The sequence below is a fragment of the Actinomyces sp. oral taxon 170 str. F0386 genome, from assembly GCF_000195595.1.
GTDB lineage: Bacteria > Actinomycetota > Actinomycetes > Actinomycetales > Actinomycetaceae > Actinomyces.
This window is the reverse complement of record NZ_GL882572.1, coordinates 36,992-60,465: the sequence shown is the minus strand read 5'-3', so window position 1 is coordinate 60,465 and position 23,474 is coordinate 36,992. Positions and strand designations below refer to the sequence as shown.

Genomic DNA, 23,474 nt, shown 5'->3' with positions numbered 1-23,474 from the left:
CGGTTCATGCTGATGCTTCCGGAGTAGGAACGGTGGTGTCATCGCTGGTCAGGGCCATAAAGGCCTCCTCCAGGCCACGGCTGGTGATCTCCAGGTCCTTGGCGAGGTGCTTGTCGAGGAGAAGCGCGGCAACGGCGTCGGTGTCGGTCGAGCTCAGGGTGAGCGCGCTGCCCAGGATCTCGACATCGGAGACCGTGCCTTGAGCCCGCAGATCGGCCAGGGCGCCGCGCAGCCGCTCGGGTGCGCAGGTCAGGGTGGCCCGCAGGGAGCGACCGCTCACGGAGGCGCGGATCTCGGCGGCGGTGCCGTCGGCGACGATGCGCCCATGACTCATCAGGATGATCCGGTCGGCGAAGGCGTCGGCCTCCTCGAGGTAGTGCGTGGCGAAGACGACGGTGCGCCCGTGCTCGGCGTCGGCGTGGATGGCCTCCCAGAAGCTGCGGCGCCCCTCGACGTCCATACCTGTGGTCGGCTCATCGAGGATGAGCAGAGCAGGATCACTCACGAGCGCCATGGCGAAGCGCAGGCGCTGCTGCTGGCCTCCTGAGCACTTCTTGACGATGCGCGTGGCGAAGTCGGTGACGCCCGCGCGCCGCATGGCCTCCTCAGTATCGATCTTGTGGGAGAAGAGGCTCGCCGTCAGCTCCACCGTCTCGCGCATGGTGATGTCGGGGAGCAGTCCGGCGGTCTGCATGACTGCGGCGATCAGGCCCCGGTTGACCGCCTGGCGCGGACTCATCCCGAAGACTCTCACTTCGCCACTGGTAGGGCGACTCAGTCCCAGGATCATGTCGATCGTCGTCGTCTTGCCCGCGCCGTTAGGGCCCAGGAGGGCGACGACCTCTCCTGGGCGGATAACCAGGTCGATGCCGTCGACAGCGGTGACGTCACCGAAGGACTTGTGCAGATCGGTCAGCTGGACGGCGTCGACACGATCCGTTTGGGGAACCACCGGGAGCGAGGGCTCTGGGGCGGGCCGAGGTGTTGTTGTGCTCATGGCTCAAGACTCGCGCTGCAGTGGCGGTGGCCCATGGCCCATCGGTCATCACTTGCTCATGACATATCTCAGGGGTGAGCAGATGGTGGAATAACCGCATTATGGCGGGGCAAAGCCGGGTTGTTGAACGCGAGAGGAGATACCGGGCGGAGAAGGCGGAAGTGGCGGAGCCGGCGAGTAGTGGGCGGTCGGTGAGTGTGGGCTCAGTCCCGGTCCGGGCGCGGGTGAGAGGGCAGGCCCCGCTTGCCGCTATCCTGGGTCGCAGTCAGGGGAATCATCATGGCTCTTGGCCACAGGACCTCCGCCCTCATCCGCCCACAGTCTCCCGACCAACGCGCCCGACGGCGCCAGGAAGGACCATCGCGTGTTCGGCAACCTCTCCGATCGCATCACCGCCTCCTTCAACCAGCTGCGTGGCAAAGGTCGTCTCACCGCGGCCGACGTCAACGCCACGGTCACTGAGATCCGCCGTGCCCTCCTCGAGGCCGACGTCGCCCTGCCCGTGGTACGTGCCTTCACCTCTGCTGTACGCGAGAAGGCGGTCGACGCCGCCCGTTCCCAGGCCCTCAACCCGGGTCAGCAGGTCGTCAAGATCGTCAACGAGGAGCTCATCGAGGTCCTGGGCGGCGAGACCCGGGAGATCAACTGGGCCGACCGCGGCCCCACGATCATCATGCTCGCCGGCCTCCAGGGCGCTGGTAAGACCACCCTGGCCGGAAAGCTCGGACGCTGGCTGCGCGACCAGGGCAAGCGCGTCCTGCTGGTGGCCTCCGACCTCCAGCGCCCCAACGCCGTCACGCAGCTGAGCGTCGTCGCCGAGCGCGCCGGGGTGCACGTGTGGGCGCCCGAACCCGGCAACGGCGTGGGCGACCCGGTGGCCGTGGCCCGCTCCGGTGTCGAGCAGGCACGCACTAATGGTTACGACGTCGTCGTCGTGGACACCGCCGGCCGTCTGGGCGTGGACGCCGAGATGATGGACCAGGCGATCCGCATCCGCGACGCCGTTGTCCCCCACGAGATCCTCTTCGTCCTGGACGCCATGGTCGGTCAGGACGCCGTCAACACCTCGGTCGCATTCCGCGATGGCGTCGGCTTCACCGGCGTGGTCCTCTCCAAGCTCGACGGCGACGCCCGCGGCGGTGCGGCCCTGTCCGTGCGCGGCGTCACCGGCGCCCCGGTCCTGTTCTCCTCCACCGGCGAGGGCCTGACCGACTTCGAGCGCTTCCACGCCGACCGCATGGCCTCGCGCATCCTGGACATGGGTGACCTGCTCACCCTCATCGAGCAGGCCGAGCGGACCCTGGACCGCCAGGAGGCCGAGGACGCCGCCGCCAAGCTCGCCAAGGGCACCTTCACCCTCGACGACTTCCTGGGCCAGCTGCGCCAGATCCGCAAGATGGGCTCCATGAAGAAGCTCCTGGGCATGATGCCCGGCATGGGGCAGATGCGTGATGCCCTGGAGAACTTCGACGAGCGCGAGGTCGACCGCATCGAGGCGATCGTGTGCTCCATGACTCCGGCTGAGCGCAAGGACCTGTCCATCCTCAACGGATCGCGTCGCAGCCGCATCGCCAAGGGATCGGGGACCACAGTTCAGGCCGTCAATGAGCTCGTGGACCGCTTCGAGCAGGCCAAGAAGATGATGGAGGCCATGGCCTCCGGTGGAGGCATGGGCGGACTCGGTGAGGGCGGTCCCATGCCCGGGATGGGGTCGCTGCCCGGCATGGGCAAGCACTCCAAGGCCCGCCAGGCCCCCAAGGCCAAGCGCGGCAAGGGCGGAAAGAAGGGCCGCAGCGGCAATCCCGCCAAGGCCGCTCGTCAGGCCAAGGAGGCCGCGGCCGCCAAGCAGGCCAAGATCGAGGCCGGTCAGGGCGCCGCGCTCGCAGCCGGGTCCTCCTTCGGACTCGGGAGTGGGCAGGCGGGCGCCTCCGGCTACGGGATCATGCCCCAGGCCAAGCAGCAGGCTCAGGCCGACGCGCAGCCCTCGGGCGACGACGTCGCCGATGCCATGGGCGCCCTGCCCGAGGACCTGCGCCGCCACCTCGGGCTGTAGGCTCAACGGCCCGCGACGCCTGGGAGCCGAGCTGCGGGCTCGGACGTCATCGGATCCGCTGGAGCGGGTCAGTCGTCAGAAGATAGGGCAGTCTCGCCCTCGATGACGGTGCCCTGGTGGAATACCGCCTGCCAGGCCGAGCCTCGGCGACGGTAGAGTGTGGACCTCCGGGTGACGCGACCTGGTGTACATAAGGTGTAGAGGACCTGGGCGACGTCGTCGGCAAGGATGCGGGACTCAGCCTCCTCGATTCTGTATCCATCGGCGAGGGAGTCCGCATGCGTTCCCTCCAAGCGTCCCAGGACGACCTCCTTGACCTCGCTGCGGCTGTAACGCCGTCCCGAGGCACCGACCTCGTTGAAGTCCTCCGCGATCTGTTCATCGAAAGAGCCGGCGTCCCAGATCAGCTCCGGGTGGTGGAAGATCGGTTCTCGTCGGATCAGTTCATGCCACTGTGATGAACTCTTCATCCCTTACCTCTCGTCGCGATGTCGACGGTTTGGAAGTGACTGGGCTAAAGCCAGCCGTTGGTCTCGGCGGTGCGAGCCGCCTCGGTGCGGTTGCGAGCGTGGGTCTTGGCGATCGCCGAGGACAGGTAGTTGCGCACCGTGCCTTCGCCCAGGTGCAGCCGTGCGGCGATCTCTCTGGCATCTGCGCCTGTGGCTGCAGCCTGCAGAACCTCCTTCTCCCGATCAGTCAGCGGGTTCGGTCCGAGCAGCACCGACTCCTGGGCGAGCTCAGGGTCGATGACCCGCAGGCCCGCGTGAACCTTACGGATCGCCTCGGCCAGCTCCTCGGGAGGGGTGTCCTTGACGATGAAGCCCGCGGCTCCCGCCTCCATGCCGCGTGAGAGGTAGCCCGGGCGCCCGAAGGTCGTCACGATGAGGCACCGGCACGGCACTCCCGAGCCGACGACCTCCGCAGTGGCCGCCAGTCCGTCGCGGCCGGGCATATCGATGTCCACCAGGGCCACGTCCACGGCATGCTCACGCACTGCGGGGAGGACCTCGTCGCCCCGCCCCACCTGGGCCACTACCTCCAGATCGTTCTCCAGCCCCAGAAGCGTCGCCAGCGCTCCACGTACGAGGGCCTGGTCATCGGCGATGAGCACGCGGATCGGGCTCACGGCAGCCTCACCTCCAGCCTGGTTCCGCCGGACGGCACGTCAGCGGAGTCTCTCTCGACGGCGCCGGACGAGTCAGTGCGACGGGTGATCGGACTGGTCATGGTGAGAGAACCGCCCTCCTGCTCAATGCGGGAGCGCAGGCCCTCCAACCCGTTGCCGGGTTTGTCACCGGCCAGGCCGATACCGTCGTCGCTTACCCGCAGCAGCCCCGGCTCCAGATGCACTGCTACGGTTGCCGCCTGCGCGTGCCGCACGATATTGGTGGTCGCCTCGCGCAGAGCCCAGGCCAGTACGGCTCGCTGACGCTCAGGAATGTCCTGGGCGCTGCCGGTCACATCCACACTGATCTGGGCGGCACTCAGGGCAGTACGCGTGGCCTCCACCTGACTGGTCAGATCCGGCGAACGCAGGCGCGTCACCGTGGAGCGCACATCGGCGAGGGCTCCGCGAGCCAACGCAATCACCTCGTCGAGCTCGCTGGAGGCAGCGGCTGGGTCGCGCTCAATGAGCCTGCGGGCGACCTCAGCCTTGAGGGTGAGGACTGTCAGAGAGTGTCCCAGGATGTCATGGACATCGCGCCCCACCGCCTCACGTTGGGAGACAAGGGCGAGCTCACGCTCGGCGGACGCCCTGCGCTCCTGGAGCTCCACTGTGATTCGGGCGATGATGATGGGAACCTCGGATAGCGATACGCCCAATACCTGCCAGTGCGACTCCGGATGGGTGTTCCATAACAGGGAGGCGGCAACCAGAAGACCCGCCGCTATGACAACGGTGGGGATACCCCGGCGCAGCGTCGTGGAGAACAGGAGCAACGAGCAGAAGAAGGGGAAGAAGCAGACCGTCCACCATCCCAGTGCCGGCAGCGTCAGTACGGTGAAGAAGGCCTGGACCGCGAGCTCTCTCAGAAGGACGCGAGTCGGGAGGTCAGTCGGAGGGACTCCGACCCTCGATGCACGGTTGTCCGGCATCGAGAACGCCCAGACGTAGCCGGCGATGAACCCCAGTACGCCGGTGAGCCCCAGCAGACGCTGCCACCAGGCGAAGGAACCGAGAAGAAGCTGGATGATGGGAATGACCAGGAACAGCACCCATACCGTGGCGTCCCAGACGATGTGACGGCGATGAAGGCGCCAGGGGCGGGAACGGGATCGTCCTCTCCCAGACGATGATGTCGTCAGATCGGCTGAGTCATGCAGGGGCTGCGGCACGGTCATCTCCGGCCTCACCGGCGCCTGGTCGCCCGACGTCGGGCCCCGATCACCAGCAGTCCGAAGAAGAGTGTCCACGCCACCAGGTTAGTCAACGGCATCCACAGCGGGTCCTGGACGCCCACCGGTCGGTCCGACACATAGGTCCACCCCTCACCCAGCGGCCACCGGGCCAGGGCTGTCGAGCCGTACATCGGGGTGAAGCGGCTGATTGTCAGCAGCGTGTGGGGCAGGGGCATGAAGGTGTTGCCGATGAAGGCGAACAGGGAGACCAGGGAGGTCGCGATACCGATTGATGCCGAAGAGGGCAGCCACATTCCGGCGGCCAGGCCCCATAGGACGAAGGGGAGGACCCCGAGTAGACAGATGAGGGGGCTCGCGGCCCACACCCAGCCATCCATCTGCGAGTCCGTCAGTGCCCCAGCGGCGAGCACGACGACGACGGGAAGAGCCGCGGTTCCCACCGCGGTGCCGGTCTTGACCACCAGGTAGCCACGCAGGCCCCGGGCGGTGACCGCCATCTGACGGCCCCACCCCGCCGACTGCTCGACCGCGGCTGCGGCCGAGGCGCTCGTGGCGCCCAGACAGGCGCTGAAGCAGGCCATCGCGAGCATCACCGAGGCCGAGACGTTGCCGTGGGCGTGAGGACCGTACTCTCCCGCGGATGCGTTCAGACGACCGAAGACGAGATACATCGTCAGGGGAAAGGCGATGACGAAGAAGAGATTGGCCGGCTCGCGCAGGCTTCGGTAGAGATCGAGCCAGAGGTAGGTCAGGACGGGGCGTGCGGGCCTGAGCCCTCCCGAGCGGCGTGATTGGCCGCCAGGACTGTCTGCAGAGGGACTGACAAAGGAGTCTGATGCGGGGAGATCAGGATATCCCTGGGGCGTCGCGGTCATGACGTGGCCTCGCTGTCTGCGCTGGTGGTGGATGGCGGAACGAAGGTGGATCGGGACGATGCCCCGACTGCGTCCTCGGAGGTCAGCGTGGTGAAGACCTCGTTGAGGCTGACGGCTCCGATGCTCAGGTGCTCAGCGGGGGTACTGGTCAGGAGCCAGCGGGCGACGGCATCGGAGTCCGTGGTCCGGATCTCCACGTGCTCTCCTCGGACGGCCGTGTGCAGGATGCTGCCGGCCGTCGGGAAGGTGGCCAGGTACGGGTCCAGTGACTTCTCGGAGACCCCGGGCCAGGTGGCGGTGACGAGCGCCCCGTTGCCCAGGGCCCGGATCTCATCGACGCTGCCGTCGGCGATCAGGCGGCCGTGGGCGATGATGACGATGCGGTCGGCGAAGGAGGCGGCCTCCTCCAGGTAGTGGGTGGCGAACAGGACAGTGCAGCCGCGGCGGGTCTGGTCACGCATCGTCTCCCAGAAGGCGATCCGAGCACTGACGTCCATGCCGGCGGTGGGCTCGTCCAGGACGAGGAGCTCGGGACTGGGGAGAAGAGCGAGGGCCAGACGCAGGCGCTGACGTTCGCCCCCCGAGCACCGACTCACCCTCCGGGTGAGGATCTGCCCGAGGTCCGCCTGGTCGACGACGTCGTCGATCCGGGTCCCGCCGGAGCGTCGATGCGAGTGCTGAGGCTGCATCGAGGACATGACTCGCAGGGTCTCCCCGACGGTGAAATCGTCCAGGAGACCACCGTCCTGGAGGATGACACCCACGCGACCCGACTGAACAACCTGGTCCGGGGCGGATCCCAGCAGCTCGATGGTCCCGGCGTCGGGCCGGGTCAGGCCCAGGACCATGTCGAGGGTGGTGGACTTGCCTGCGCCATTGGGTCCGAGGAAGGCGACCACCTCGCCGGGGCGGACGGTGAGATCAAGGTCGTCAATGGCGACGAGGTCGCCGAAGGTCTTGCGCAGACCGCGGGCACGGACCGCGGGGGATGGTGTTGTGCCTCTGGCCGGAGGCCGGGATGTCGAGGAGTGAGCGGTGGTGGTGACAGCGCGGATCATGGCACCAGGTTCATGCCGGCCGGTTGCTCCCGGTACTGAGCGCTGTCACCGCCGCTGCATGACAGCTGTCATACGGCTCGGCATCGTGGATCTCCGTAGCGCCCCAAGCTCCATAGCCGGTGGCTCACTCCTCGTTGCGAGGCCGGCTCAGGATGAATCGCAGGAGGAATGGATAGGCGAGCGCTGCTGCAAGGAGATAAACCACATACCCAAGCAGACCTGTACGGAGTGCGTGAGGGATGATGAGGAAGGAGATTGGATTCATGAGCAGGATCGTTGGTGTGACAATGGCGGCGGTGCGCCGCAAGTCTAAATATCTGTTCGCCATGCTGACGCATGCTGATGCGAGAACTCCGGGGAATGTGCCCAAAGGGACGAGGAACCAGAGGGAAGGGCCGATCCCAGTGTGTCGAATCATGTAAACACCGAAAACTTCTGTGCGTCCGGTGGCGATATCTAAAATAGCGCAGCATCCCATACCTAGGGCAGTAAGTGCGGTTGCTGCGCAGGCGATCACCATTGCAATGCGCCAGATCTCTCGAGAGGTGGCTCCTGCAAGCAGAAGAGGGGGCTCGATTGAAGGAAGAGAAAGTCCGATTGTGATCCCCCAGCCTACAAGCTCAAGTGTTCCTGCGTACGTATAATTATTGTAGTACGGGGTTTTAGTTAAAATAATGATAGAAATGGGGGTCAGGGCTATTAGTATAAAGAATACAAAGAGGAGCAGTCCTGGAGTTGCTACTGCCTTTGCTGCGCGGACAGTTTGGAGCCAATTGCTCTTGCTTGAGACTGATTGTCCCGGTGCAGCTGGATTGTTGGTGGACCCGCGTGTCCCGTTGGTCGTCTCCTGAACGGTGAGGTGCTCCTGGCGGGATGCGTCAATGAGTGGGGTCATGATCCTGCTCCTTCCGGGGTCGGTGCTCTCTGAGGAGAAGTCTTGCGAAAAACTGTGCGGCTGCTGCGTCTCAGTGAGTGGCCGCCGTGTGATCGGGGCCTGTCATATCCACGAGTGCGTCAGTCAGCGACGCCAGAGGAGCGTCGGGAGCGGTGGCGGCGGCACGCAGCTCATCGGCGCTCGTCGCCGCGGCAATACCTCCGTGCTGCAGCACGACGACGTCCTCGACAAGGTCCTCAATATCATCAACCTCGTGAGAGGAGACGATGATCGTGGGGCGTTCGTGTACGTAGAGACCGAGCAGGGCGTTCCAGAACGCGCGCCTCACCACAGCATCCATACCCAGCTGGATCTCATCCAGGAGCAGGACTGGGCAGTGGCATGCCAGGGCGAAGACCGCGTCGAGTGCTGAGCGCTGCCCCTGAGACAGGCGCGCCGGTTGTGTCTTCGCAGGAACCTCGAACAGGTCCAGGTACTGCTCAGCCTCCTGCCGGTTCCAGCGTGGCCGAGTGGCCTCCCATAGCGACAGGGAGTCCTTGAGTGGAGCCCGTTCCAGCAAACCCCTGCGGGTTCCCAATAGGCAGATCGATGAGCGTGCCATCGGGTCGTCAATGGCATCCATCCCGGATATGGACACTGTTCCTCGTGTGGGACGACGCATTCCGGCGGCGAGGTCCAGCAGTGTCGACTTTCCTGAGCCGTTTCTTCCCAGAAGGCCGGTGATCGTTCCAGGCTTGAAGGTGTGGGTGATGTTGTGCAGTGCCCAGTTTCCCCAACGATGCCTGTATCCGACGTTGGAGAAGGTGACGGATAGCTTGTCGTCAGCCGCATGCTCCGCCAGTGGTGGATCGAAGTTCGGAGAGGCCGGTCCGGGAGTGGGAGATGAAGAGACGGTCATGTTGCTCCTTAAAGTCTCTTAGTGGTGGCTCACTGGTGGTGAGCCGGATGCGGATACGGTCACCGTAATGGCGATGTCCTCAGGATCAGCTGGCGGCAGGTAATCACTCCGAGGATGAGTACCGCTACGATGAACTGAACTGAGAAGACGGTCAGAGATGGAAGTGAAGGAAGTTCCGGAGAGACGATAGGGAGCCAGAAACGAAGAAGAATCAGAGGTACGCCGTAGGCCTGAATGCCTATGAAGAAAACGATTCCCACGAATATCCTGATGAGGGTGCTGCACGTCGGGTGGCGCAGTTTGATAGCTCCTATTGACGCTCCGAGGTAGTAGCTCAGAATGACGATGACAGGCAGGAGTGCCCACCTGATAGGAGATGGAAAGCTTGACCAGATATTGGCCGGATCGGCGTTGCCTCCGGAGATGACAAGCTCGCATCCGGCGCAGACCAGTGCGTAGGGGATGCCCATTGCCAGGATCTGCCTCGCCGTTGACGTGTGTGCCCTCCAGACATCCTTCCCTGTGGAACCGGCGTACCGTTCGGCGAGCTCACGGGAAGCCGCGCTCTCGCCGAGGAACAGCGCGATCAACGCAGGAGCGACGGAGGATGCCAGAAGGGTCGTCGAGTACGGGAAGAACAGCCTGCGATCGTTGGACATCAACCGCAGTGCCGCGCTGAGCAGAAGGTTGACGGAGGCGCCAAGGATGAAGATCCACAACAGCGCTCTCGTAGGTACATCTCTGAGCGAGACAAGAATCCGTCGATGGAGGGCGTCGTATGGCGTGGTGGGTGAGTCCTTCATGATTACTGCGGTCATGCCGGCTCCTTGAATGGATTGACAGGCGAGTTCCTCAGGTAGGTCCTTGCTGCCTCGACCAGATCGTCGTCACTCAGCCCTAGGACTCTCCCTGTGTGCAGAGCCGGTCCGAGAGTGGTGTCCACGTACGTGCGCGCCCGCTCATCGCGTAGACGTTCGTAGGCGCCGTGCGCCACGAACATGCCGATGCCGCGCCGTTTGACGGCGAGTCCCTCGTCAACCAGAAGCGTGATGGCCTTGTTCGCCGTCGCAGGGTTGATGCGGTATTGGGTGGCGTATTCGGTGGTGGAGGTCAGCCGGTCCCCGTCCGAGAGGTCTCCGGAGAGGATCTGAGTGCGCACCTCCTCCGCGATCTGGAGGTAGATGGGCGTCGAGTCCTCGAAATGGCGCGACATCCAGATCACCTCCCGTCTGCTCTGTTGATGCTGTCCGGCTGGATGGGGCTATCCAGACGGACACAGGTTTCCTGGTTCATTGGTCGACTAATAAACCAAAGAGCCTAAGGCCTGTCAACCGGATGGTTGCTTCAGGGTGTTGTGTCGTCTGTGGGCGATCTCGCACCGGACTGCGGGGTGGCGCCCCGGCTCGGGCTGGCGACGCCGTCGGAGGCTCTGGCAGAATGTCCGGCTGTACTCGATCGGACGTCGGTCCCTCTCCCGGCCCCGGTTGCGTCTCGGCTCACGCCGGAAACCGTTGCTTGACCCCACCGGGGACCAGCGCGCGCCAAACCATCCAGAACCAGGAGTTCAACCAAGTGGCAGTCAAGATTCGCCTCAAGCGCATGGGCAAGAAGTTTGCCCCCTTCTACCGGGTCGTCGTCCTCGACTCCCGCAAGAAGCGCGATGGTCGTGTCATCGAGGAGATCGGTGTCTACGACCCGATGCAGGAGCCCTCGCTCATCCGCATCGACTCCGAGCGCGTCCAGTACTGGCTCGGTGTGGGCGCCCAGCCCTCCGACGCTGTCTACAAGCTGATCAAGATCACCGGCGACTATCACCAGTTCAAGGGCCTCAAGGGTGTCGAGAGCACCCTCAAGGTCAAGGACGCCAACGCCGCCACGGTCGCCAAGGAGACTGCGGTCAAGGCCGCTGCCGACGACGCTGAGAAGCGCAAGGCGGCCGCAGCCAAGGCCAAGGCCGACCAGGAGGCCGCTGAGGCCGCCGAGTCCAAGGCTGAGGAGTCCGTCGAGGCCCAGGCCGCCGCCGAGGAGGCCTGAGATGCTGGCCGACGCGCTCGAGCATCTCGTGCGGGGCATCGTCGACAATCCCGACGACGTCACCGTCACCTCCAGATCGCTGCGTCGCGGCGACCTGCTGGAGGTACGGGTCAACCCCGAGGACCTCGGTCGAGTCATCGGCCGCTCGGGCCGCACTGCTCGAGCACTGCGCACAGTGGTGGGGGCGCTGGCGGACTCGCCGGTGCGCGTCGACGTCGTCGACACCGACCGTCGCTGAGCACAGGGTCCTCGGGCCTGCGCAGCTGACCGCCAAGGGTCGCGGCCGGTCTGATCAATCAACACGAGTACCCGGCTCCCATAAGGGAGCCGGGTACCGTCGTCTTCCCACAGTTGCTTGTCCTCACGTCGAGGGTTATCGGCGACCACCGGCGCCGACAGGAAGGGCACCCGGCGAGGCGGTCAACCTCACGCGGTCGGTGCTCCACCTCATCCCCTCGATCGATGGGAACACCAACCGGGGCACGGTAGGTTGGCACCGGATACTCACGTCCCGACCGACCGTTCCACACCCCGATCCCAGGAGAACAGTGCTGCTCACCCTCGCTGTCATCGGCCCCGCCCATGCCCTCAAGGGTGAGGTGCGTCTTGAGATTCGCACCGATGACCCCGAGGGGCGCCTTGCGCCCGGAACCGCCGTCCCCACGGAGCCGACCCAGGTAGGGCCTTTGACGGTCAGTCGGCTGCGCTTCGACGGCTCCCGTTGGTTCGCCACCTTTGAGCAGGCACGCGACCGCACGGCCGCCGAGGCTCTACGAGGCGTGAGGCTCCTGGTCGAGACCGACGACGAGGCTCCCGGCGATACCGAGGAGACTGAGGAATCCTGGTACCGCCACGAGCTTGTCGGCCTGCGGGCACTCAGTGCCTCCGGTGAGGCGCTGGGAGAGGTCACGGACCTGGAGCCTGGCATCGCCCAGGACCGTCTCGTGGTCACCACCTCCGGAGGGGATGAGGTTGCCGTCCCCTTCGTCGCCGCGCTCGTTCCGGCTATCGACCCTGAGGCCGGCACCGTGACCCTGGACCCACCCGGTGGGCTGTTCCCTGGACGCGGCCAGGTGGAGGAGACGCGGTGAGGATCGACGTCGTCACCATCTTCCCCGACTACCTCAAGGTCCTGGACCTCTCTCTCGTCGGGAGGGCTGCCGACCGGGGCACCCTCGACCTGCACGTCCACGATCTGCGCGACCACGCCCACGACCGGCACCGCACCGTTGATGACACCCCTCTGGGCGGCGGGGCCGGCATGGTCATGAAGCCCGATGTGTGGGGCGAGGCCCTCGACGACGTGCTCGCCGTGGATGCTCCCGCCGAGCGCCGTCAGGTCCTCATCATCCCCACCCCTTCCGGTGAGGTCTTCACCCAGCGCACCGCCGAGGACCTGGCCGGTGCCGACTCCCTGGTCCTGGCCTGCGGCCGCTACGAGGGCATCGACACGCGAGTGCCCGAGCACTACGCCTCCCGCGGCATCGAGGTGCGTGAACTGAGCATCGGGGACTACGTGCTTAATGGGGGAGAGGCCGCTGCCGTCGTCATGATCGAGGCGATCGCCCGGCTCCTCCCCGGAGTCCTGGGCAACCCCGAGTCCCTGGTCGAGGAGTCCCACGGAGCCGCCGGTCTGCTGGAGTACCCCGTCTATACCCGCCCCACCCGGTGGCGCGATCTGGAGGTCGATCCTGTCCTGCTGTCCGGTGACCACGCCCGTATCGCCCGCACCAGGCGGGACCAGGCCATCGCCCGCACCGTCAGCCGTCGTCCCGACATGATCGCGAACCTGGACGCCGCGCACCTGGATCGCGAGGACCGCGCCATGTTGGCGACCATGGGCTGGGCGGTCCCGGTTGGGGCCGGCCGCCCGGTGCCGGTGCGTATCCGGGCCGCTACCGATAGCGACGCCGAGGCACTGGCCGACCTGGCCGCACGCACCTTCCCCGACGCCTGCGAACACGTCATCGCCCCCGAGTTCATCGCCAAGCACGTCACCACCAACCTGGTGCCGGGGCTGTTCCGTACCTGGGCCGCCGACGACCGCGTCGACCTGGTTGTCGCCGAGCTGCTCGCACCGCTGCCCTCCTCTCAGGCATCCAGTGGGACTGAGCCGATTGGGGCATCGGCCGGTCCGGACCTGGTCGGCTACGCGGCCGTGCTGCGTGAGGAGCCCGACGCCGCCGGTGAGCTCCCCAGGGGGATCGACCCCCGCCCTGCGTGCGTCCAGTCCCGCCACGGGCAGGTCGTCGGCGAGCTGTCCAAGGTCTACATCGATTCCTCGATGAGGGGATCGGGGCTCACTCCCGCGCTCATGAGCACCGTGATGCAGCAGGCAGCCGGCCACGGGGTGAACCTGTTCTGGCTCGGCACCCACGTCACCAACAAGCGCGCCCAGAAGGCGTACAAGCGAGCCGGCTTCCGCCAAGCCGGAACCCGCACCTACAACGTCGGGGGGCAGGACGCCCACGACGTCGTCATGATCCGGCGGACAGGAGAAGGCCTATGAGCAGCGGATTCGACCAGACCCTTCAGGACATGGCTGACGGCACTGACGACTCCGTGCCCCAGGAGGAGGTCGCGCGCCGACCGGGTGACGGCAAGGAAAGCGCCAAGGGCGCAGGCGCGGGTGCCGGGAGCGCCACTCTGGGGGCGTGGGTCGGCGCCCGCTTCAAGCAGTGGGGTATCACCCTGTCCTACCTGGTTGTCGCCGTGGCGATCATCGCCCTCATCCGCACCTTCGTCATCCAGAGCTTCACCATTCCCTCCGGGTCCATGGAGAACACTCTCAACGAGGGCGACCGCGTCACCGTCACGATGTACGACTCCGACGAGATCAACCGCGGCGACGTCGTCGTCTTCACCGATCCCGATCACTGGCTGACCACCCAGGAGCCCACGGGCCTGCAGGGCGCTGTCCAGGACCTCCTCGTCGCGATCCGCATCTTCCCCCAGGACGCCGGGCACCACCTCATCAAACGCGTCATCGGAATGCCCGGCGACCACATCGTCGCCGACGGGAACGGCTCCCTGAGCGTCAACGGCGTCGAGCTCCACGAGGACTATCTCAAGCCCGGCCGATCGGCCTCCGACCTGGCCTTCGATGTCACCGTGCCCGAGGGCTGCATCTGGGTCATGGGGGACAACCGTGCCAACTCCTCGGACTCCCGCTACCACCAGAGCGACGCCCACCACGGCTTCGTCCCTATGGGCAACGTCGTCGGCGTCGCCAAGAACGTCGTGTGGCCCTACTCCCACTGGTCCAGCCTGAACTCCGGCCACAAGGTCTTCTCCCAGGTTCCCCAGCCGACATCCACCCCGACAGCGATCCCCGCCGAGCCGGCTGAGCCCGCTCCGACGCGCACGCTGGCCGGCTCCGGTAGCTGATCAATCGGGAGGTGCCGAGACGCGCTACAGGCGTGAACTCAGGCACGTCGATGTCAGGGCACTCGTCCGGGGCACGCACCTGTGGCAAACTGAGCGGGCACTTGGGCCCTGCGGCTCCTCTGCCACTGGGGAGGCCGTCGCTTCTAAAGGAGCCCAGGGGCGTCCATCCCCGGCGCTGCCCCATACGGCGCGGCGCCGCCGAACCAGCACTCCTGACCAGTGGCACGGGTGTGGAGAGAAACATGAATCTGATCGACGAGATCAACGCCGCATCACTGCGCGACGACATCCCCTCCTTCCGTCCCGGGGACACCCTCAAGGTCCACGTCAAGGTCGTCGAGGGATCCCGTACCCGTGTCCAGGTCTTCCAGGGCGTTGTCATCGCGCGCCAGGGCGGTGGTGTCTCAGAGACCTTCACTATCCGCAAGGTCTCCTTCGGCGTCGGCGTCGAGCGCACCTTCCCCGTCCATGCACCCACCATCGAGAAGATTGAGGTCGTCACTCGGGGGCAGGTGCGTCGCGCCAAGCTCTACTACCTGCGCAACCTGCGCGGTAAGGCCGCCAAGATCAAGGAGCGTCGCGAGGACTGAGCGCCCGCGCTCTCAAGACGGCGCCCGGAGCCTGACGGGCTCCGGGCGCTCGTCATCTCTTATCGCTGTGCAGCGGCAAGCCCATGTGTATCGACTTCAGGGGGAAGGAGCGCGGTGAGACCGGCGCAGGACGAGGCCGACGACGTCGAGCTGGACCTCAAGCAGGCCGCTCCTTCCCAGATCGGCCGGGCTTCCAGGTCTGCCGTCACCCCCGCCTGCAGCTCCCCGTCCGCCGACTCTCCTCAGGAGGCCGCCAGCTCTTCTGAGCCGGCGGAGGCGTCCTCGGACCCGGCCCCGGTTGATGACAACAGCGCTGAGTGGGACTACGACCCGTTCATCGACCCAGATGCCGAGCCTGAGCCCGACGACGAGCCCGAGGAGCTTCCTCCCTCCATCCAACCTCGTCGGCACGTCGCCCCCACCATCCCACCGCCCGAGATCAGCTCCCCGTGGCAGCGGCTGACACGTCTGCTGCTCGTCGTGGCGGTCTTCATCCTGGTCGCGGCCCTTCTTCGCACCTTCGTCGTTCAGACCTACGAGATCCCCTCGGGCTCCATGGAGAACACGCTGCGTGACGGAGACCAGGTCGCGGTCACGATGTTCGACTCCGACAACATCGACCGGGGTGACGTCGTCGTCTTCAGCGACCCCGATGACTGGCTCCACGTCGATGAGCCGACCGGACTGCGCGGCGCTGTCCAGAAGACCTTCGTCGCCCTGCACCTTCTGCCGGAGCACACCGGCCACCATCTCATCAAGCGAGTCATCGGGGTCGGAGGCGACCACGTGGTCGCCGACGGGAAGGGACGACTCACTGTCAACGGCGTCGCAATCAAGGAGCCCTACGTCAAGGACGGCCAGTCCCCGTCCCTGACCTCCTTCGACATCATCGTTCCCCAGGGGTACGTCTGGGTCATGGGTGATAATCGCGGTAACTCGGCCGACTCGCGCTATCACCGCGACGACGCCCACGGTGGATTCGTGCCTCTGACGAATGTCGTCGGAGTGGCCAAGGCCGTCTTCTCCTGGACGAGCCTGAGTCGGTGGGGGAGTCTGGGCGGAGGAGACGAGGCCTTCTCCCAGGTCCCCGAACGAGACACCGCCCCGCCCGCTCAGACGCCCACCCCGTCCAGGTCCACGACTGGACCCACTCAGCGGCCCACCGACTTAGACGACCCCGATGACCCCGACGAGGACGGCGCTTCCTCGGACGGCCCGAGTACCGAGACCGGTGAGGTGGGCAACGACTCCGGGCGCACCGGCGCCGGCCGGATCGGCTCGGATCCGGGGGCCGAGGGAGAGGACACGGAGCCCAGGACATCAGATGACAGACGATCCGATACGGGGTTCGCAGGGGCCGGCTCGCTGAGCTCCACAGGGAGACCCGGCGGCCCGGGAACAGACATAGGGATGAAGCAGTGAGCCCTCGGGCACGGCTCCGCCCTGACAGAAGCCTTGAGAACGAGCTGCTTGAAGCCCATGAGTACGTTGGCGGTCTGGATGAGGTCGGTCGCGGGGCGCTCGCCGGACCTGTCAGCGTCGGACTGGCGATCGTGGGGCGATGCACCGACGACGCCTTCCCCGTCGACCTGGCCGACTCCAAGCAGCTCACGGCTCGCATGCGCACGGATCTGGTCGAGCCCGTGCGCGGCTGGCTGCTGGACCACGCCGTCGCCCACGCCTCGCCTGCGGAGATCGATGAGCGAGGCATCGTCGGAGCCCTGAGGCTGGCGGGACGACGAGCCCTGCGTCAGGTCGCCGATCGCGGACACGCCCCCGGCATCATCATTCTCGACGGCGTGGCCGACTGGCTCACCGCCCCTCAACCGGACCTGCTCACCACATGGGGCGACGGGCAGCCCTCGCAGGCCTGGCACGAGGCCACCGCAGAGCCTCCCACCCCACCGGTGCGCATGGAGGTCAAGGCCGACGCTCGATGCGCCGTCGTCGCCGCGGCCAGCGTCCTGGCCAAGGTCGAACGAGACTCCCTCATGACCGATCTCACCGACCCCGGCTACGGGTGGGCCTCCAACAAGGGGTACGCCTCACCCGCCCATGTCGCCGGGCTCGCCGACCTGGGTGCCAGCGACCAGCACCGACGCAGCTGGCACCTGCCCGGCCTGGACCAGCACGACGGCTGACGCACCGAGCCGGCGGGCCCGTGCCAGCCGTGGACGACCCGGGACAGGGCCGACTCGCCCTACCGCCTGCCGGCCGTGGACGCCACCGGCAGGCATGATGGCCCGGTGAGCACAGAAGACCTCGAGTCCTACGAGAACGAGCTGGAGCTCTCGCTGTACCGGGAGTACCGCGATGTCGCCTCCCTGTTCTCCTACGTGGTGGAGACCGAACGACGGTTCTACCTGGCCAACGCCGTTGACGTCCAGGTACGTACCAACGGTGGGGAGGTCTTCTTCGAGCTCACCCTTGAGGACGCCTGGGTGTGGGACATCTACCGAGCCTCCCGATTCGTGAAGTCCGTCCACGTCGTCACCTTCAAGGACGTCAACGTCGAGGAGCTCACCAAGCTCGAGATGGACATCCCCTCCTCCTAGCACCGCGCTTCTCGCCTCTCGCCGAGCCCCATCCGTTGAGTCGAGCGGCTGGCCGGTGGCCACAGGAAGGCTCCTGCCAGCTCCCTCCACAGACCCGACCGGGCCAGGACGCGCATCAGCCGATCCGGCCTCAGGCTGGTGGCGGAGGTGATCGGCATGACCGACCAGGTCGCATCAGCCGCAACAGGGACAACGGTGATCGCAGCGCGGTCCGGGGGCGTCATCCCCATAGAACCCGCCAGGAGCGGTACGGGAGCTGCATCCGGACCGTTCCACCTGCGCACTGGACGTTACGGAGAGGACCTGGCCGCGACCTACCTGGAGGACATCGGCTGGACGATCCTCGAGCGCAACTGGCGACCGGACCACGGTCTGCGCGGAGAGCTCGACATCATCGCTCTCGAGCCCTTCCGCGGCTGCCGGGAGTCGGACGGTCAGCCCATTCGTCTCATCCGGGAGCAGCAGGGCTCAATGCGACCGACGTTGGTGATCGTCGAGGTCAAGACCCGCAGCTCCCTGCGTCAAGGGCCGCCGGCCGCCGCGGTCGACGCTCGCAAGCTCGCTCGGCTGCGCGCCCTGGCGGCTGCCTGGGCATCCACCCACGAGACCGCGCATGCCGGCCTGCGTCTCGACGTCGTCTCCATCCTCCTGCGCGACTCGCGTCCCGCCCTGCTGCGCCACCACCGGGCGGTGGGCACGTCATGGGGCTAGCACGCACACTCGCGGTCACCCTGACCGGGCTGGCCGGACACATCGTCGACGTCGAGGCCCACGCCACCCAGGGGCTGCCCGGATTCACCCTCGTCGGTCTGCCCGATACCGCCGTGCGCGAGTCGCGCGAACGTGTCCGGGCCGCCTTGAGCACCTGCGGCGTCACCTGGGGAGAGCAGCGCCTGACCGTCAACCTCTCCCCGGCGGACCTGCGCAAGACCGGAACCGGGCTGGACCTGGCGCTCGCGCTGGCGGTCCTGGGCGCTCGCGGCCGGCTCGGACGGTCCGCGGCCGGTCTCCTGGGACGAACCGTGTACATCGGCGAGCTCGGGCTGGACGGTTCGGTCCACTCGGTGCGCGGCGTCCTGCCCAGTGTCCAGGCCGCGGTCGCTGCCGGGGTGGAGGAGATCGTCGTCGCCCAGGAGGCAGCTGCCGAGGCCGAGCTGGTCCCCGGCGCCCGGGTCACCGCTATCAGCCACATCGGTCAGCTCGTCGAGCGTTACGGAGGGCGACTGAACGCAGCCGTGGCCGCGGCGGTCGAGCAGATCTCCGAGGCCGGACGTGAGGCTCCTCCTATCGCTCCCCAGGACGATGAGCCACCGGACCTGGTCGACGTCGTCGGACAGACCGAGGCCCGGCAGGCGCTCGAGGTCGCCGCGGCCGGGGGCCACCACCTCATCATGGTGGGACCGCCGGGGACGGGAAAGACCATGCTCGCCGAGCGCCTGCCCTCCATCCTGCCGCCCCTGGAGCAGTCCGACGCCGTCACCGTCACCTCCATCCACTCCGTGGCCGGCACCTTCAATCCCGCCTGCGGGCTCATCACCCGGCCACCGCTGCGCGCACCCCACCACACCGCTACCCGGGCCGCCGTCGTGGGAGGCGGATCCGGCCTGCCGCGCCCCGGGGACGTCTCCCTGGCCCACCGCGGTGTGCTGTTCCTCGACGAGGCCCCCGAGTTCAGCGCCGGGGTCCTGGACTGCCTGCGCCAGCCCCTGGAGACCGGGACGGTCACCATCGACCGCGTTGGCGGGCGCGCCACCTATCCGGCCGCCTTCCAGCTCGTCCTGGCCGCCAACCCCTGCCCATGCGGCAAGGCAGGCGGTCGCGGCCTGGAGTGCACCTGCACCTCCCTGCAACGACGCCGCTACTTCTCGCGACTATCCGGGCCGTTGCTGGACCGGGTGGACATCCAGGTCGAGATCGCCGCCGTCAGCGCCGCCGACCTCGCCCGCCCGGCGAGCAGCGAGTCCAGCGCCATAGTGGCTCAGAGGGTCCTGCGGGCACGTCAGGCCGCGGAGCGCCGGCTGGCCGGCACACCGTGGCACCTCAACGCCGAGGTACCCGGCTCCTACCTCAGGGGCCCCGACGGCGCACTGAGCGTGCCGCTCAGCCGCCGGCTCATGGACGCCCTCGAACGCGGGGACCTCTCCCTGCGTGGGGTGGACCGGGTCCTCAGACTGGCATGGACCCTTGCCGATCTCGAGGGCGCCGAGGCCCTCACCCTCACCCACATCGGGACCGCTCTGGCCCTGAGAACCTCAGGAGTGCGACCATGACCCACCTGCCCTACGACATCGATGACCCGGCGCTGGTACGCGCCACCTGGTCGCGCCTGGCGGAGCCCGCCAGCGCCGCCGCCACGATGCTGGTGGACCGGCTCGGGCCGAGTGCCGCACTGAGGTGGCTGCTGGAGGAGGCCACCGACGCCGCAGGACGCGTGCGCGGTGCTCCGCCTCCGCCTGTCCCGGAGCCACCTCCGGGCGCCCCGCACGCTGCTGAGGCCAGCGCCCACTGGGCGCAGGTCGCCGCTCGATGGGCGCCTCGCTTGGAGGGGCTCGACATTCGCCGCGAGCTCGACGTGCTCGATCGCCTCGGAGGAAGCCTCGTTCTCCCGGGAGACACCTGGTGGCCGCCGGGGCTCGATGAGCTGGAGCACCCGCCCTTCTGCCTGTGGGTGCGCGGTGACCCGTCACTGCTGGTCAGCGTCAGGGATCTGTCAGACATCAACGGGAGTGGTGACAGCGGAGGCTGCGGGACCAGCGGTGAGTCCCAAGGTCGGAGCAGTGACCTGGGCGCAACTGGCACTGATGGAAGGCCCGGTACCGGTGTCCGCGAGACGATCACCGGGGGCCGGTGCCCGCCCGTGCGCGAGCAGCGGATGCCGGCGGGACCTGCCAACGGACTGTGCCTGGCGCTCGTAGGAGCCAGAGCCTCCACCCGGTACGGCGAAGGGGTCGCCATCTCCTTGGCCGCTGGGGTGACGGCCAAGGGCGGACTCATCGTCTCTGGGGGCGCCTTCGGCATCGACGCCTGCGCCCACCGTGGAGCGCTGCGCGAGGGCTCCACCGTATCCGTGTCCGCCGGGGGAGTGGACCGCCTCTACCCGGTCGCCAACACCGAGGTGCTGGAGGCGGTCATCGCCTCCGGGGCTCTGGTAGCGGAGGTTCCGCCGGGATGCCAGCCCGGTCGTCACCGGTTCGTCTCCCGCAACCGCGTCATCGCGGCCATCTCCGGGGCAACGATCGTGGTTGAGGCGGCCTGGCGCTCCGGAGCCCTGTCCACCGCCCACCGTGCCCTCGAGCTGGGCAGGCAGGTGGGCGCCGTCCCCGGGCCGGTGACCTCCATGTCCTCAGTCGGATGCCACCGCCTCCTGCGCAAGGGCGCGGTCTGCATCACCGATGTCGACGACGCCCTTGAGCTTCTGACACCTCTGGGCACCGTCGATGCCGACGCCCTCAAGGAACAGAACCCCGAGCTGGCGGGAGATGGACTCCTGGACGGGCTGGACCCGGCCGGCGCCGTCGTCCTGGACGCCATGCCGGCCCGAGCCTCGGCGACCACCGAGGCCATCGTGCGCTCGTCGGGTATGTCCTTGAAGGAGACCACCGCGGCCCTGGGAATCCTGGAGCTCACGGGGAAGGTGGAACGCACCGCCTCCGGCTGGCGAAGACGCCGTTAGCACCGGGAGGTATGTCCCCGGCAGTGCCGACAGACCGTCGTCATCCTGTCTGCTCCGGGACGGCGGTCCCACAAAGAGCTATATGACGGCGGCCGACGACAGCGCGAGCTCCTGCCGGGACCTCTGGGCCTCCTCGTCCAGCAGCGGAAGGTCCTCGATGGTCACGAGCCGTGCGGTCAGTGCATAGTCGACCAGGGCGGTGCGCCGGTAGGAAGCGTGTATGCGCAGGCCGCCACGCATGCCTCTGACCCCGATGCGGTCGAGCTTGTCGCAGACATTGTCCAGTGCACGGTTGAATCGGGTGATCTTCCAGCCCAGACGGGCGGCGGCGTCAGTATTGCGAGGCAGGTCGACCGGGCCGGTACCGGTCCGACGCAGCCAGGGCTCGGCCAGAGCCAGGGTCACCAGGTGCTGGTTGCGGGTCAGATTCACCATGCCCACGGTGGTCTGCCCGGTGCCCGGTGCCACATCCCTGGTCTGTGAGAGCTCGTAGCCGGGGCAGGGGACTCTCAGAAGGATCTCGTAGGTGGTGGATCCCGCGGTGAAGACGATCGCCATGTCCGGGAAGACCAGCGGCACCCGGGAGCCGGGGGCCACCCAGGAGCGGGAGGTGCCGGAGCGCTCGGTGATCGTGGCACCGATCCGGGAACCGATGTTGGCCACCCACCACAGATCGGCGTCGTGCTCGATGATGAGAAAGCGCCGATGGAGGAAGAGATTGTCCTCATCAAGGATGAGGTCGCCCTCTCTGCCGATCTGGAAGGGGGCTCCGGGCACGATCCGAAACAGCTCACCAACGAAGTCGAGGAGCAGAGGCTCTCCACTCATCGTCGTCACTCCTTCAGATATCAATGTCAGATGATCCGGGATGCCTGGGAACGGTCGCGAAGGGCGGCGACATCCTCCCTGTCAGAATGCCACGACCATCCGAACGGTAAAAAGGGGATGTTCCCTCTTGACGGTCGGCACAAACTTTGTTAACTGTCGAACGAATCGATATATCGCATATTATCGATATATCGACTATGGTGCTGTTCATGAGGTGCGTCGTCGAGCTGGATGCGGGCACCGCGCCTGAGGTCGCGTGAGGCCGGTTGATGGTCGGTGTCGGTAGTCGTGAGGGGTAAGGGGAGAGAGGCGTGATGGTGCAGCATCTGAGCCGTGCTGTCGGAGGTCGGACGAGGGGAGGAGCGATCGCGTGCGCAGTGCTCGCGGTGGGGTGCTTGGCACTCGGAGGAGTGTTCGTTCGGCTCAGTGAGGCCGGACCGATCGCCACTGGCGGCTTCCGGTCTCTGATCGCCGCCCCCATGCTGTTCCTGCTCGACGCCGGTGTCAGACTCCGACGCGGATCCCAGCCGCAGGAACGCATACCGCTTCGTGATCATGTCACCATCGCCATGGGTGGAGTTCTCCTGGCGATCGACCTGTGTCTGTGGAACGTGTCGTTCTTCTACACCACGTTGGCTGAGTCCAATCTCCTGGCCAATCTCGTCCCCTTCGCCGCGGCGATCTACGGGTGGGTGCTCTTCAGGGACGTTCCCGACGGCAGGCTCGTTCTTCCGGCGATCCTGGCGATCGGCGGACTACTGCTCCTGACCCCGGTCGGCGTTCATACAGACCCACGCCATCTGCTCGGAAACGCGATGGCCTTGGCCACGGCGTTCTTCTACACAGGATTTCTTGTTGTCGCCCAGGGACTGCGAAAGCGTTACCCCGCGCTGCGCATCATGGCGGTACTCAGTCTCTGGTGCGCTGCGGCGTGTCTTGCGGTAGCGATACTGCGTGGAGAGAACCTGCTTCCGCGTTCCGTGATGGGCTGGCTGCTACTCGTCGCCCTGGCGCTCACCTCTCAGATACTCGGGCAGACCCTCATGGCGCACGCCATGCACTTCATGTCGCTGCAGCTCGGGTCGCTGTTCGCCCTGCTCCAGCCCGTGGCCGCAGCCGTCTACGCCTATATCCTCTTCTTCGAGGCCCTGACGCTCTCTCAGCTCCTCGGGGTGGTGGTCCTCATCGTCAGCATCTACTGGGCCAAGCTCATCCTCGGCTCGTGATGCACCGCGGCGCCGGAACGTCGGCCTCTGGTCGAGTGATATGC

The 23,474-nt window shown here is 66.8% G+C and carries 25 protein-coding genes; 14 read left to right on the top strand and 11 right to left on the bottom strand.

Annotated features, from left to right (window positions below):
- Positions 1-4 precede the first annotated feature (4 nt).
- Complete coding sequence (locus tag HMPREF9056_RS11555; protein WP_034514513.1) at positions 5-997, bottom strand: ABC transporter ATP-binding protein; 993 nt, start codon at positions 995-997, stop codon at positions 5-7.
- 364 nt (positions 998-1,361) lie between these two features.
- Here HMPREF9056_RS11555 and ffh point away from each other — a divergent pair, with 364 nt between their 5' ends.
- The gene (gene ffh / locus HMPREF9056_RS11550) at positions 1,362-3,050 is read left to right on the top strand and encodes a signal recognition particle protein (protein WP_009405284.1); all 1,689 of its coding nucleotides are present in this window, start codon (positions 1,362-1,364) and stop codon (positions 3,048-3,050) included.
- 68 nt (positions 3,051-3,118) lie between these two features.
- On the opposite strand, the gene HMPREF9056_RS11545 is transcribed toward ffh, so the two are convergent.
- The 9 genes from HMPREF9056_RS11545 to HMPREF9056_RS11510 all read right to left on the bottom strand — a co-directional run bounded on the left by HMPREF9056_RS11545 (position 3,119) and on the right by HMPREF9056_RS11510 (position 10,350).
- Positions 3,119-3,520: a DUF4440 domain-containing protein gene (locus HMPREF9056_RS11545; protein WP_009405283.1), complete on the bottom strand. Its 402-nt coding sequence runs from the start codon at positions 3,518-3,520 to the stop codon at positions 3,119-3,121.
- A 44-nt stretch (positions 3,521-3,564) separates the two neighbouring features.
- Positions 3,565-4,176, bottom strand: coding sequence for a response regulator transcription factor (locus tag HMPREF9056_RS11540; protein ID WP_009405282.1), 612 nt, complete (start codon positions 4,174-4,176; stop codon positions 3,565-3,567).
- Positions 4,173-5,267, bottom strand: a complete 1,095-nt coding sequence (locus tag HMPREF9056_RS11535; protein WP_009405281.1) for a sensor histidine kinase — start codon at positions 5,265-5,267, stop codon at positions 4,173-4,175. Before HMPREF9056_RS11535 ends, HMPREF9056_RS11540 begins: the two co-directional genes overlap by 4 nt.
- Positions 5,268-5,401: 134 nt before the next feature.
- The gene (locus HMPREF9056_RS11530; RefSeq protein WP_009405280.1) at positions 5,402-6,286 is read right to left on the bottom strand and encodes a hypothetical protein; all 885 of its coding nucleotides are present in this window, start codon (positions 6,284-6,286) and stop codon (positions 5,402-5,404) included.
- The gene (locus HMPREF9056_RS11525; RefSeq protein ID WP_009405279.1) at positions 6,283-7,344 is read right to left on the bottom strand and encodes an ABC transporter ATP-binding protein; all 1,062 of its coding nucleotides are present in this window, start codon (positions 7,342-7,344) and stop codon (positions 6,283-6,285) included. The genes HMPREF9056_RS11530 and HMPREF9056_RS11525 overlap by 4 nt, the downstream gene beginning before the upstream one ends.
- A 124-nt stretch (positions 7,345-7,468) precedes the next feature.
- On the bottom strand, positions 7,469-8,239 hold the full coding sequence (locus HMPREF9056_RS13835) for a hypothetical protein (protein WP_253270024.1): 771 nt from the start codon (positions 8,237-8,239) through the stop codon (positions 7,469-7,471).
- A 70-nt stretch (positions 8,240-8,309) separates the two neighbouring features.
- Positions 8,310-9,137, bottom strand: coding sequence for an ATP-binding cassette domain-containing protein (locus HMPREF9056_RS11520; RefSeq protein ID WP_157185079.1), 828 nt, complete (start codon positions 9,135-9,137; stop codon positions 8,310-8,312).
- Positions 9,138-9,196: 59 nt separating this feature from the next.
- On the bottom strand, positions 9,197-9,955 hold the full coding sequence (locus HMPREF9056_RS11515; protein ID WP_009405274.1) for a hypothetical protein: 759 nt from the start codon (positions 9,953-9,955) through the stop codon (positions 9,197-9,199).
- Positions 9,952-10,350: a GntR family transcriptional regulator gene (locus tag HMPREF9056_RS11510; protein ID WP_009405272.1), complete on the bottom strand. Its 399-nt coding sequence runs from the start codon at positions 10,348-10,350 to the stop codon at positions 9,952-9,954. The genes HMPREF9056_RS11515 and HMPREF9056_RS11510 overlap by 4 nt, the downstream gene beginning before the upstream one ends.
- Positions 10,351-10,709: 359 nt before the next feature.
- Here HMPREF9056_RS11510 and rpsP point away from each other — a divergent pair, with 359 nt between their 5' ends.
- From rpsP to HMPREF9056_RS11450, 12 genes are all read left to right on the top strand, one after another.
- Complete coding sequence (gene rpsP, locus HMPREF9056_RS11505; protein WP_034514512.1) at positions 10,710-11,171, top strand: 30S ribosomal protein S16; 462 nt, start codon at positions 10,710-10,712, stop codon at positions 11,169-11,171.
- Position 11,172: 1 nt separating this feature from the next.
- Complete coding sequence (locus HMPREF9056_RS11500) at positions 11,173-11,409, top strand: RNA-binding protein (RefSeq protein WP_003786440.1); 237 nt, start codon at positions 11,173-11,175, stop codon at positions 11,407-11,409.
- Between the two features lie 310 nt (positions 11,410-11,719).
- A complete protein-coding gene (gene rimM, locus HMPREF9056_RS11495) occupies positions 11,720-12,262 on the top strand; it encodes a ribosome maturation factor RimM (RefSeq protein ID WP_009405270.1) in 543 nt (180 codons plus the stop codon).
- Positions 12,259-13,680: a tRNA (guanosine(37)-N1)-methyltransferase TrmD gene (trmD, locus tag HMPREF9056_RS11490; protein ID WP_009405269.1), complete on the top strand. Its 1,422-nt coding sequence runs from the start codon at positions 12,259-12,261 to the stop codon at positions 13,678-13,680. The genes rimM and trmD overlap by 4 nt, the downstream gene beginning before the upstream one ends.
- The gene (lepB, locus tag HMPREF9056_RS11485) at positions 13,677-14,558 is read left to right on the top strand and encodes a signal peptidase I (protein ID WP_009405268.1); all 882 of its coding nucleotides are present in this window, start codon (positions 13,677-13,679) and stop codon (positions 14,556-14,558) included. The genes trmD and lepB (HMPREF9056_RS11485) overlap by 4 nt, the downstream gene beginning before the upstream one ends.
- 242 nt (positions 14,559-14,800) lie before the next feature.
- Complete coding sequence (rplS, locus tag HMPREF9056_RS11480) at positions 14,801-15,148, top strand: 50S ribosomal protein L19 (RefSeq protein ID WP_009405267.1); 348 nt, start codon at positions 14,801-14,803, stop codon at positions 15,146-15,148.
- A gap of 114 nt (positions 15,149-15,262) precedes the next feature.
- Positions 15,263-16,570, top strand: coding sequence for a signal peptidase I (gene lepB / locus HMPREF9056_RS11475; RefSeq protein WP_009405266.1), 1,308 nt, complete (start codon positions 15,263-15,265; stop codon positions 16,568-16,570).
- Positions 16,567-17,289, top strand: a complete 723-nt coding sequence (locus tag HMPREF9056_RS11470) for a ribonuclease HII (protein WP_009405265.1) — start codon at positions 16,567-16,569, stop codon at positions 17,287-17,289. The genes lepB (HMPREF9056_RS11475) and HMPREF9056_RS11470 overlap by 4 nt, the downstream gene beginning before the upstream one ends.
- A gap of 105 nt (positions 17,290-17,394) precedes the next feature.
- Positions 17,395-17,703 carry a DUF2469 domain-containing protein gene (locus HMPREF9056_RS11465; RefSeq protein ID WP_034514511.1) on the top strand — a complete coding sequence of 103 codons (309 nt, stop codon included), beginning with the start codon at positions 17,395-17,397 and terminating at the stop codon, positions 17,701-17,703.
- 156 nt (positions 17,704-17,859) lie between these two features.
- On the top strand, positions 17,860-18,414 hold the full coding sequence (locus HMPREF9056_RS11460) for a YraN family protein (protein ID WP_034514519.1): 555 nt from the start codon (positions 17,860-17,862) through the stop codon (positions 18,412-18,414).
- Positions 18,405-19,973: a YifB family Mg chelatase-like AAA ATPase gene (locus tag HMPREF9056_RS11455; protein WP_009405261.1), complete on the top strand. Its 1,569-nt coding sequence runs from the start codon at positions 18,405-18,407 to the stop codon at positions 19,971-19,973. Before HMPREF9056_RS11460 ends, HMPREF9056_RS11455 begins: the two co-directional genes overlap by 10 nt.
- Positions 19,970-21,376 carry a DNA-processing protein DprA gene (locus HMPREF9056_RS11450; protein WP_009405260.1) on the top strand — a complete coding sequence of 469 codons (1,407 nt, stop codon included), beginning with the start codon at positions 19,970-19,972 and terminating at the stop codon, positions 21,374-21,376. The genes HMPREF9056_RS11455 and HMPREF9056_RS11450 overlap by 4 nt, the downstream gene beginning before the upstream one ends.
- A 78-nt stretch (positions 21,377-21,454) precedes the next feature.
- Here the strand turns inward: HMPREF9056_RS11450 and HMPREF9056_RS11445 are convergent, their stop codons facing one another.
- Entirely contained in the window at positions 21,455-22,204 is a 750-nt protein-coding gene (locus HMPREF9056_RS11445) for a hypothetical protein (protein WP_009405259.1), read from the bottom strand.
- A 314-nt stretch (positions 22,205-22,518) separates the two neighbouring features.
- On the opposite strand from HMPREF9056_RS11445, the gene HMPREF9056_RS11440 reads away from it, so the two are divergent.
- Positions 22,519-23,430, top strand: coding sequence for a DMT family transporter (locus HMPREF9056_RS11440; protein WP_087942267.1), 912 nt, complete (start codon positions 22,519-22,521; stop codon positions 23,428-23,430).
- Positions 23,431-23,474: the final 44 nt, after the last annotated feature.